Source organism: Novosphingobium huizhouense, assembly GCF_020179475.1.
In the GTDB taxonomy this organism is placed as follows: Bacteria; Pseudomonadota; Alphaproteobacteria; order Sphingomonadales; family Sphingomonadaceae; genus Novosphingobium; species Novosphingobium huizhouense.
This window is the reverse complement of the sequence record NZ_JAILXZ010000007.1, coordinates 45,787-56,273: the sequence shown is the minus strand read 5'-3', so window position 1 is coordinate 56,273 and position 10,487 is coordinate 45,787. Positions and strand designations below refer to the sequence as shown.

Here is a 10,487-nt window from a genome sequence, read left to right as displayed (position 1 = left end):
CCCACATGGTGACGCGGGGTGGAGCAGCCCGGTAGCTCGTCAGGCTCATAACCTGAAGGTCGCAGGTTCAAATCCTGCCCCCGCAACCAGATCCTAAACTTACCAGGCATCAATCCAAGGTTGAACCACGCCAACCCGCAATGGACGGCTCGACACGTCGTCGCTGGCATCCGCGGCGCAAGACGCTACACCGGGCGCGTCCGACCCTTGCGGAGCACTCATGTCGCGTCGTCCCTTCCCGCTCGTCCCTTCGCTCGTTGCGCTTGCACTTCCTGCGGGCGCGCTCACGGCCTGCGCGCCCACCGCGCGGCTCGACCCTGCCGCGGCGGCGCCGCCGGTCGCGCCCGTCTCCGCCGCCGCACCCGCTGCCACACCCGCGCCCGCGCCGCTGTCGCGGCTCGTCTCGGCGGTCGCGTTGCCCTACGAGCGGTTCACGCTCGCCAACGGGCTGACCGTGCTCGTCCACACCGATCGCAAGGCGCCGGTCGTCGGCGTCGCGGTGTGGTACGGCGTCGGCTCGAAGCACGAACCGCAGGGCAAGACCGGTTTCGCCCACCTGTTCGAGCACCTGATGTTCTATGGCACGCGCCACGTGCCGGGCGATTTCTTCCAGCCGCTGACCCAGGCCGGCGCCACCGACATGAACGGCACCACCTGGTTCGATCGCACCAACTACTACGAGACCGTGCCCACGCCAGCGCTCGATCGCGCGCTGATGATGGAAAGCGACCGCATGGGCTACCTGCTCACCGCGGTGACGCAGAAGCGGCTCGATGCCCAGCGCGCGGTCGTCCAGAACGAGAAGCGCCAGCGCGACAACGAGCCGTTCGGCCTCGTCGACTACGAGATGCTCGAGACGCTCTATCCCGCCGGCCATCCCTATCGCCATTCGACGATCGGCTCGATGGCCGATCTCGACGCCGCCAGCCTGGCCGACGTGCGGCGCTGGTTCGCCGATCACTACGGCCCGAACAACGCCGTGCTGGTGCTGTCGGGCGACGTCGACCTTGCCACCGCCCGCGCCAAGGCCGAGAAGTGGTTCGGCGCGATCCCGGCCGGGCCGAAGGTCCAGCCGGTCGCCGTGCCGGTGCCCACGCTTCCCGCGCCGGTCGCGCGCACCATCCACGACCAGGTGGCGACCACGCGGATCACCCGGATGTGGGCGATTCCCGGCTACGACCAGCCCGACTACCTGCCGCTCCAGGTCGCCGGGGTGATCCTCGGCGGGCTGTCGAGCTCGCGGCTCGACGATGCGCTGGTGCGCGAAAAGCAGCTGGCCGTGGCGGTCAGCGCCGGCGCGCAGGTGTTCGGGCAGGGCGGGCAGTTCTTCGTCCAGGCCGACGTCAAGCCCGGCGGCGATCCTGCCGCCACCGGCGCCGCGCTCGATGCCGAGCTCGCGCGGCTGATCGCCGAGGGCCCCACCGCCGACGAGCTGACCCGCGCGCTCACGGTCGTCGCTAGCGGCCAGATCCGCGCGCTCGAATCGGTCGGCGGCGAAGGCGGCAAGTCGCAGGCGCTCGCCGAGGGCCTGCTGTTCGCGAACGATCCCGCCGTGGTCGAGGCCGAGCTGAAGCGCGCCGCCGCGCTCACCCCGGCCGACGTGCGCGAGGCGCTGCGCCGCTGGCTCACGCGACCCGCCTTCGCGCTCACGGTTGTCCCGGGCGCGCGCGAATCGGGCGGCGAGCAACGCGGCGGCGATGGGCTGCCGCCGCTGCCCCGCGCGGCGCGCAAGGTTGCGCCGCTGCCGCCGATGACCGGTTTTGCCGATCCGGTCGACCGCAGCACGATCCCGCCCGCCGGCGCGGTCGATGCGCTTGCCTTCCCCGCGCTCGAGCGCGCGACGCTGTCCAACGGCATGCAGGTGGTCTTCGCCCGCCGCGCCGCGGTGCCCGCCGTCTCGGTGCGGGTGAGCTTCGATGCGGGCTACGCCGCGGATCCGGCCGATGCGCTCGGCACCGGCGCGCTGCTGCTGCAGGTGATGGACGAGGGCACCACCACCCGCTCCTCGACCGAGCTTGCGCGCCAGCGCGAGCGCCTCGGCGCCCAGATCGCCGCCTCGGCCAGCGCCGACGCCACGGTGTTCCAGCTCGATGCGATGGCGGCCAACCTCGCGCCCTCGCTCGATCTGCTCGCCGACTACGTGCGCCGCCCGGCGCTGGCTCCCGCCGAGCTCGAACGCGTCCGCGCCCAGCAACTCGCCGCGATCGCCGCCGAGCGCAGCAATCCGCAGGCGCTCGCCACCCGCATCCTCTACCCCGCGATCTACGGCGCCGATCACCCCTATGGCCGGGCGCCCTCGGGTCTCGGCGACAGCGCCGTGGTCGGCAGGCTCACGCGCGACGATCTCGCCGCGTTCCACCGCCGCTGGTTCCGCCCCGACCGCGCCCGCATCATCGTGGTCGGCGATACCACGCTCGCCGAAGTCACCCGCCTGCTCGAGGCGAGCTTCGGCGACTGGACGCCGCCCGCCGACGCGGCCCCGGCCAAGGGCTTCCCCGGCACGCTGGCGCCGCCACGCGCGCGCATCCTGCTGGTCGATCGTCCGGGCATGCCGCAGGCGACGATCGTCGCCGGCCAGCCGCTCGCGCTCACCGGCAAGGACGACGCGGTGCCGCTCGAGACCGCCAACGACGTGCTCGGTGGCGATTTCCTGTCGCGCCTCAACACCGACCTGCGCGAAGCCAAGGGGTGGTCCTACGGCGTCTACAGCGTGGTCAACGACCGGCTCGACCGCCGCGCCTTCCTCGTCGTCGCGCCGGTGCAGACCGACAAGGCCGGCGCCGCCGTCGCCGCGATCCGCGCCGATCTTGCCGACTACCTCGGCAAGCGCGGCACCACGCCGGCCGAACTCGACCTCGCCGCCAGCGGCAATGCGCGCAAGCTGCCCGGGCTGCTCGAGACCACGCCCGCGCTGCTCGATGCGATCGACCGAATCGTCTCGCGCCAGCGCCCGGACGATTTCTACGCGAAGCTGCCCGACCGCTACCGCCGCCTCGGCGCGGCCGAGCTCGACCGGGCGATCCGCGGCGCGGTCGATCCGGCGGCGCTGACCTGGGTCGTGGTCGGCGATGCAAGGTCGGTCCGGCCCCAGCTTGCCGGGCTCGGCCTGCCGATCGAGGATTTCAGGCTGCCGGAATGATCCTGTCGAACAGCAGGTCGAGCGCCCGGCCGGTGATCTCGCCGGCGGTCATCGGCGCGTGGCGGTCGATCGACAGCGCGATCCGGGCGCTGCGCGGTTCGGCATCGCCGGTGCGGGTCCAGCGGAAGGCATAGTTCGCCTCGCCCGACAGTGCGCCGTGGTCGCCGCCGATCCCGAAGGCGCCCCACTTGCGCGCGCAGAGCTTCACCGACACTTCGGTCAGGTGGATCTCGATGTCGCCGCCGCCGCGCAGGCGCGTTTCGCCCGCGCGCGCCAGCGCCGCGCGCACCGTCGCCTCGAGCGCGGCATCGCCGCCGACCAGGTCGACCACGCGCACCACGCCGTTGGGCAAGCACAGCATCCCCGCCGCCCGCGCCCCCGCCCTCTGGGTACGCGGCAGGTCGACCAGCAGCCGCACCTGCGCGAGCGCCCGTAACGGCGGCGCTGCGGGCGCGGGCGGGGATGGGATGCCAGTCGATGCGGGGCCGGCCTGATGCGCCTTGCCCGTCGCGCACAGCGGCGTGGCCGTCAGCGCGCCGACGACGAGCACGAGCACGGCCAGCGCGCGGATCTGCCCCGGCCCACTCTGCCTGTGCCCGTTCTCCCCGTGCCCGTTCTCCCGGTCCCCGTTCTTACTGTCCCCGGTCCGCCGTGCCATCGCCGCCTCCCCTCGTGCGGCAAGAGCATCACTCCGGCGCGTCCGGCACAATGGGGCGGGGCGGTCAGGACCGCGAGACGCTTCGGATTTGGCGGCGTTTGCATGCGGTTCCGGGGAGGCGGGCATGGCCGCGCCTCCCCGGCGAAGGGCGCTACAGCTTGGGCTTCTGCCGGCTTACCAGCGTCGGGCTGTCGATGTCCTGCCCGGTGCGCGCGTCGACCACCACGTCGCGGCGATAGCCCAGCACGCCCGGGACCGGCGGCAGGCGCGAAACGAAGATGCCGTAGTAGTTGTTGATCTTGGGGCTGGCGTGGAACTCGGCCGTGACCGAGGGCCAGCCCGCGAGCGAGGCGGGAAGCTCGGTCTGCAGCGCGACCATGGCCAGCTGCGGGGCAGGCGCCTTGCCGGCGGCAACGCGCTTGTCGTCGGCCTCCTTCTGCCGGAGCCGGGCCACGTCGAGCTCGGCGTTCCATTGCGGCAGGGCCTGCAGCGCGTTGCCGAGGTCGGTCACCACGCCGGGCTTCACTTCGAACTGCACGGTGCCCATGCACATGCAGGTGCCTGCAGCAGGGTAGCCGTTGCCGCCCATCACGTTGCCGTACCAGATGTAGGTCCCCGGCCGGACTTTCTCCAGATAGGCGAAGCTGGCGCCTTTGGCATAGGCGAACTGCGGGCCGAATGTCGCGACATCCTGCAGCGCGATCGGCGCGTGCTCGAACGTCTCCAGGCTCGGCTCCTTGGGTTGCGGGGGCGGGTTTGTCTTGGTCTGCTGCGCGGTGCTGACCGCGGTCTTCCAGGCCGCGAGGTCGCTCTCGTAGCGCCGGTGCTCCTTGGCGAACGCCTTCTGCCGGTCCTTCTCCCATTCGGCGCGCGTTGCGTCGTCGGGCGCGCGCAGGAACATCCCGAACTGCCGGGTGGCCCCCGTCACCAGGATATAGCCGGCGGTCGGGTCGAGCTTCTCCTTCCCCGACAGCACGTTGCGTTCTTCGATGGCCGAAGCGGGACCGACGAACGCGGCTGCGTCCGCGGCGCGGACGGCAAGCGGCGCGACCAGCGCGGCGCTTGCCGCTGCGGTCATGACAATGGTGCGCATCTTCACAGGCCGAGTTCCTTCGTCTTGGGAGCGGGGCCGGACGCAACCAGCGCCTGAAGCGCCAGCGCATCGTTGCGCACGCCTTCCTTCTTGCGTCCGTTGCCTTCCTCGAAGTTGAACTCCGACCACAGTTCGTGGCTCAGGCCATAGCGCTGGTAATCCTTGAAATGCATGCAGTTGCGCAGGTTCTGGCGCCGCTGCTCGCGGCGCGCGGACGAACCGAAGATGGCATCCATCATCGCCCCGGCAATCGCCCCGCCGACGCCGGCGGCGAGCACGCTCGAGTTGGCCATGGCAGCGGCCGTCGCCGAGGACGAATCGTAGTAGATGCTGCTCCCGCTCGACAGGGCATCGCATTCCTTGATGTCGGCATAGGCCTGCGCGAAGGTCGTGTCGGCGCGGTGGAAGTAGAAATACTTGTCGTAGTCCAGCTCGTCCTGCGCGGTCGCGGTGAACGCGAGCGTCGGCATGGTCAGCCCCTCGGGCGAGGGGATCGCGAACGGCGCTGCCGCACCCTTGGTCGCGGCAGCGGCCCCGGCGCCTCCCCCAACCCCGGCGGCGCCGACGACGGCGGGCGCCGTCGATGCCGTGGCTGCGCCCGGCTCGGCCTGCGCCGATGCTACCGATGTAAAGGCGCAGGCCAGCCACAACAGGCCGCGCGCCGCTCTTGAACAATGCATGAAATGCCCCCCTTTGGATCGAGGGACAAGAGCATGGCCGCGCACAATGCGCAACCGCATTGGTTCAAGGATTTCTGCTCGCGGCGCGCCAACGACGGTGATTGTGCAATTGCATATGCAAATTGCACCTGCATCGTGGCGGGCAGCGGCGAGCGCCCCGATAACGCTTTCCTACAGCGGGGCGCAGGCGTATGAAGCCGCCCCGACGCTCTTTGGAAATCGTTGTCGGACAGGGTCTTGGCCGCTCGCGCCGGGCGCGCGGCGGTCCGCCGTCGGCTTCGACGCCGCCCTCGCGATTTTTTCGCCAGGACAGTGTAAACCCCGTAAACCCCCCGGCCACCAAACGGCCCCTATACGGCCCCTTTCGGGGCCAGCCGGCGGACGGGCGGGGGTCAGCCGAGCTTGGCCTTGAGCACCTGGTTGACCGCCTGCGGGTTGCCCTTGCCCTGCATCGCCTTCATCGTCTGGCCGACGAAGAAGCCGAACAGCGCTTCCTTGCCGGCCTTGTACTGCTCGACCTTGTCGACATTGGCGGCCAGCACCGCATCGACCGCCGCCTCGATCGCGCCGGTGTCGGTGGTCTGCTTGTTGCTGTCGATCTCGGCGGCGAGGTCGATGTCGCCGGTCAGGTGGCGCTCGAAGATTTCCTTGGCCTTGCTGCCGGAAATCGTGCCCGCCTCGGTCGCCACCACGATCGCGGTGTTCGCCTCGAGCGAATTCTTCGGGCTGTCGGCCGGGATCGCCTTGGCATTGAGGATCCCCGGGCGTTCGGACAGCAGCCAGTTGGCGACGCGCTTGGCGACGTCGGCCTCGGCCTTGCCGGCCTCGGTCGCGACCGAGGCCAGCAGCGCCTCGAACTGGCGCGCGGTCTCGACGTCGGCGGTCAGCGCGGCGGCGTTGTAGGCCGACAGGCCCAGCGCGGTCTCGTAGCGACGGCGCTTGGCGTCGGGCAGTTCGGGCAGGCTCGCGCGGCACTCGGCAAGGAACGCCTCGTCGAGCACCAGCGGCAGCAGGTCGGGATCGGGGAAGTAGCGGTAGTCGTGCGCGTCTTCCTTGCTGCGCATCGAACGCGTCTCGTTGCGGTCGGGATCGTAGAGACGGGTTTCCTGCACCACCGTGCCGCCGTCCTCGATCAGCGCGACCTGGCGCCGCGCTTCCTGCTCGACCACCGCCATCACGAAGCGGACCGAGTTGACGTTCTTGGTCTCGGTGCGGGTGCCGAACGGCTCGCCGGGGCGGCGCACCGAGACGTTGACGTCGGCGCGCATCGAGCCCTGGTCCATGTTGCCGTCGCACGATCCGACGTAGCGCAGGATCTGGCGCAGCTTGGCGAGGTAGGCGCCGGCTTCGGCGGGGCTGCGCATGTCGGGGCGGCTGACGATCTCCATCAGCGCCACGCCCGAGCGGTTGAGATCGACGTAGGACATCGTCGGGTGCTGGTCGTGCATCAGCTTGCCCGCGTCCTGTTCGACGTGGATGCGCTCGATGCCGATGGTCTTGGTCGAGGTCGGATCCTTGTCGTCGAGCTGGATTTCCAGCGCGCCTTCGCCGACCAGCGGGTGGTAGAGCTGACTGATCTGGTAGCCCTGCGGCAGGTCGGCGTAGAAGTAGTTCTTGCGGTCGAAGCGCGACCAGGTGTTGATCTGCGCCTCGATCGCCATGCCGGTGCGCACCGCCTGGCGGATGCACTCGCGGTTGGGGACGGGCAGCATGCCCGGCATCGCCGCGTCGACCAGGCTCACCTGCGCGTTGGGCTCGGCCCCGAACGCGGTGGCCGCGCCCGAGAAGAGCTTGGCGTTGGAAGTGACCTGCGCATGGACTTCGAGGCCGATCACGACCTCCCATTCGCCGGTGGCGCCCTGGATACGATACTCGCTCATTTCACCACCACTTTGCCGGGCGCGCCGAGAAGGCCGCGCGCTGTTCGAGCGCGAGGCCGGCATCGAGCACGCCCTGTTCGTCGAAGGCCCGGCCGATCACCTGCAGCCCGAGCGGCAGGCCGTTGCGGTCGAGCCCGGCGGGCACCGACATCGCGGGCAGCCCTGCAAGGCTCGCCGGGACCGAGAACACGTCGTTGAGGTACATCGCCAGCGGATCGTCGCTGTTTTCGCCGAGCGCGAAGGCAGCGGTCGGCGCGGTCGGCGCGAGGATCACGTCGACCTGTTCGAACGCCTGCGAGAAATCGCGCGCGATCAGCGTCCGCACCTTCTGCGCCTGGGTGTAGTAGGCATCGTAGAAGCCGGCCGAGAGCACGTAGGTGCCGATCAGGATGCGGCGCTTGACCTCGTCGCCGAAGCCGGCGGCGCGGGTGGCGGCGTACATGTCCTGAAGGCCGGCGCCCTGCGGCAGATCGCGCAGGCCATAGCGCACGCCATCGTAGCGGGCGAGGTTGGACGAGGCTTCGGCAGGCGCGATGATGTAGTACGTCGGCAACGCGTACTTGGTGTGCGGCAGCGAGATGTCGATGACCTCGGCGCCGGCATCCTTGAGCCAGGCGATGCCTTCGTCCCACACGCGGGCGACGTCGGCGTCCATGCCATCGAGGCGGTATTCGCGCGGGATGCCGACCTTCTTGCCGCGCAGATCGGACGACAGCGCCGCGCTCCACTCGGGCACGGGCAGGTCGAGGCTGGTCGAATCCTTGGGATCGAACCCGGCCATGGCTTCGAGCATGATCGCGCAGTCGGTCACGTCGCGGGCCATCGGCCCTGCCTGGTCGAGCGAGGAGGCGAAGGCGACCACGCCCCAGCGCGAGCAGCGGCCATAGGTGGGCTTGATTCCCGAAATGCCGGTGAAGGCGGCGGGCTGGCGGATCGAGCCGCCGGTGTCGGTGCCGGTGGCGGCAGGCGCGATGCGCGCGGCGACCGCGGCCGAGGACCCGCCCGACGAGCCGCCGGGCGCGAGCGGCGCGGTGTCGCCCGGGCGGCGCCAGGGCGAGATGACATTGCCGAAGGCGCTGGTCTCGTTCGACGAGCCCATCGCGAACTGGTCGAGGTTGAGCTTGCCGAGCATGCCCGCGCCCGCGTCCCACAGCTTGGCGCTGACGGTCGACTCGTATTCGGGGGTGAAGCCTTCGAGGATCTTCGAGGCGGCGGTGGTCTGCACGCCCTGCGTCGCGAAGAGATCCTTCATGCCGATCGGCACGCCCGCCATCTTGCCGAGCGGCTCGCCGGCGGCGCGCATCGCATCGACCCTGGCAGCAGCGGCGAGCGCGGCGTCCGGGGTGGTTACGATGAACGCGTTCAGCGCGTCGTTCGCTTCCGCAACAGCGGTGTTGAACGCGGTGGCGACTTCGGTGGCGGTGAAGGCGCCGGTGGCGACGCCGTCGCGGATGGCGGCAACGCCGAGATCGGTCAGGTCGGTCATGGTTATTCGATCACCTTGGGCACGCCGAAGAAGCCGTGTTCGGCGGCGGGGGCATTGGCGAGCACCTTGTCGCGGATGTCGCCGCCGGTCAGCGGGTCGGCGTTCACCACGTCGTCGCGCAGGCGCAGCGTGTTGGGAATGACCGCCGTCATCGGCTCGACGCCGGTCACGTCGACTTCGCCGAGCTGTTCCACCCAGGCGAGGATGCCGTTCAATTCGGGCACCATCGCCTCGATCTCGGCGTCGCTGACCCGGATGCGGGCCAGCGAGGCGATCTTCGCCACGGTCGCGGTGTCTACGGACATGAAGAGAGCTTTCGAAGCCTGAAAAACGAACGCCGCGCGCTAGCACAGGCGCGCGGCGATCTTCAAGGCGTGGCCGGTCCCGGGGCGGGGCCGGTTGAGGGCGGGCGGTTGAGGGCGGGCGGCTTCAGGGCGTAAGGGCCCGTCCGCCCGGCGAGAAGGTCAGGGTTGCGGAGCGCCCGGCGCCTGCGCGCCCATCTGCTGCTGCATCTGCTGGATCATCTGGCGCTGGCGCTCGATTTCCGCCGCGCTCTTGAAGTCGAGCAGTTCGACATCGAACACGAGGTCGCTGTTGGCCGGAATCACCACCTCGCCGGTGGCCTGGCTCTTCTGCTCGTTGGCGCCGTAGGCCATCGCCGCTGGGATCTCGAGGCGGTACTTGCCGCCGCGCTGCATCTGCTGGAGCCCCTGGGCAAAGCCGGGGATCACGCCTTCGACCGGCATGACCGCCTTTTCGCCGCGATCGAACTCCTTGCCGCTGGCGAGGCGCCCGACGTAGTTCACCAGCACGACGTCAGCCTTGGTCGGCGAAGCGCCGGTGCCGGCCTTGAGCGTGTCCACCACCAGGCCGTGATAACGCGCGGCAAAGGCCAGCGCGGCCCCGACCACGACGGCGAGAATGACGCCGAGCCAGATCCTGGTGAGCGAGCCCTTGGCCACGGGCTGCAGCGGAACGCGCGTGATTTCCGACATTGTTTCCCCTCTGGGTGTCCCCGAAACAGGTGCGGCGGACCGCTCCGATTCGCCGGCCCGCTCGGGCCGGACACGCGAAGGGCGCCGCTTTCGACGGCGCCCTCTTGGCCCAGCAAGGGCCGCTCGGCAAGAGGCGAGAAGGGAGAGGTCGGCCTCTCCCCGCGATCGCCCCGTTCCGCCTTACTTCGCGCCGTCGCGTTCGGCGCGCTTGCGCTCGAGCTTGCGGGCGCGGCGGACGGCGGCAGCCTTCTCGCGAGCGCGCTTTTCCGAGGGCTTCTCGTAGTGGCGGCGCAGCTTCATTTCGCGATAAACGCCTTCGCGCTGCAGCTTCTTCTTGAGCGCGCGGAGGGCCTGGTCGACGTTGTTATCGCGAACGAGAATTTGCATAAACCGCTATACCTCAATCAGTTTCGAGCGAGAGCCCGCCATGCGTCAAGCGCGGGGTTCACCCATGATTCCGGGAAACACAAAACGGGCCGAATCCGAACGGATGCGGCTCGAACCGGCGGCCCGATAGCGATTCCGCACGGCGAAGGCAAGCAATGTCGTGCATTTG

Annotated in this window: 9 protein-coding genes and 1 tRNA gene; 2 read left to right on the top strand and 8 right to left on the bottom strand. The window is 70.0% G+C overall.

Annotated elements, in window-relative coordinates; translation table 11 throughout:
• Positions 1 to 12: 12 nt before the first annotated feature.
• Together K3A85_RS17665 and K3A85_RS17660 are read left to right on the top strand one after the other, a co-directional pair.
• Positions 13 to 89, top strand: a tRNA-Met gene (locus K3A85_RS17665).
• A gap of 131 nt (positions 90 to 220) precedes the next feature.
• Positions 221 to 3,139 (top strand): M16 family metallopeptidase, encoded by a 2,919-nt coding sequence (locus K3A85_RS17660; RefSeq protein ID WP_225207832.1) that lies wholly within the window; start codon positions 221 to 223, stop codon positions 3,137 to 3,139.
• Here K3A85_RS17660 and K3A85_RS17655 read toward each other — a convergent pair.
• The 8 genes from K3A85_RS17655 to rpsU form a co-directional block, all read right to left on the bottom strand.
• Entirely contained in the window at positions 3,123 to 3,695 is a 573-nt protein-coding gene (locus K3A85_RS17655; RefSeq protein ID WP_225207831.1) for a hypothetical protein, read from the bottom strand. The two genes, K3A85_RS17660 and K3A85_RS17655, sit on opposite strands and share 17 nt — an antisense overlap.
• A gap of 253 nt (positions 3,696 to 3,948) precedes the next feature.
• Complete coding sequence (locus K3A85_RS17650; protein WP_225207830.1) at positions 3,949 to 4,890, bottom strand: hypothetical protein; 942 nt, start codon at positions 4,888 to 4,890, stop codon at positions 3,949 to 3,951.
• 2 nt (positions 4,891 to 4,892) lie between these two features.
• Entirely contained in the window at positions 4,893 to 5,570 is a 678-nt protein-coding gene (locus K3A85_RS17645) for a hypothetical protein (protein ID WP_225207829.1), read from the bottom strand.
• A gap of 392 nt (positions 5,571 to 5,962) precedes the next feature.
• A complete protein-coding gene (gene gatB, locus K3A85_RS17640) occupies positions 5,963 to 7,450 on the bottom strand; it encodes an Asp-tRNA(Asn)/Glu-tRNA(Gln) amidotransferase subunit GatB (protein WP_225207828.1) in 1,488 nt (495 codons plus the stop codon).
• Between the two features lies 1 nt (position 7,451).
• On the bottom strand, positions 7,452 to 8,936 hold the full coding sequence (gene gatA, locus K3A85_RS17635; protein ID WP_225207827.1) for an Asp-tRNA(Asn)/Glu-tRNA(Gln) amidotransferase subunit GatA: 1,485 nt from the start codon (positions 8,934 to 8,936) through the stop codon (positions 7,452 to 7,454).
• A 2-nt stretch (positions 8,937 to 8,938) separates the two neighbouring features.
• Positions 8,939 to 9,241, bottom strand: a complete 303-nt coding sequence (gatC, locus tag K3A85_RS17630) for an Asp-tRNA(Asn)/Glu-tRNA(Gln) amidotransferase subunit GatC (protein ID WP_225207826.1) — start codon at positions 9,239 to 9,241, stop codon at positions 8,939 to 8,941.
• Positions 9,242 to 9,400: 159 nt separating this feature from the next.
• The gene (locus K3A85_RS17625; RefSeq protein ID WP_225207825.1) at positions 9,401 to 9,931 is read right to left on the bottom strand and encodes an FKBP-type peptidyl-prolyl cis-trans isomerase; all 531 of its coding nucleotides are present in this window, start codon (positions 9,929 to 9,931) and stop codon (positions 9,401 to 9,403) included.
• 180 nt (positions 9,932 to 10,111) lie between these two features.
• Positions 10,112 to 10,318 (bottom strand): 30S ribosomal protein S21, encoded by a 207-nt coding sequence (gene rpsU, locus K3A85_RS17620; protein ID WP_008070684.1) that lies wholly within the window; start codon positions 10,316 to 10,318, stop codon positions 10,112 to 10,114.
• Positions 10,319 to 10,487: the final 169 nt, after the last annotated feature.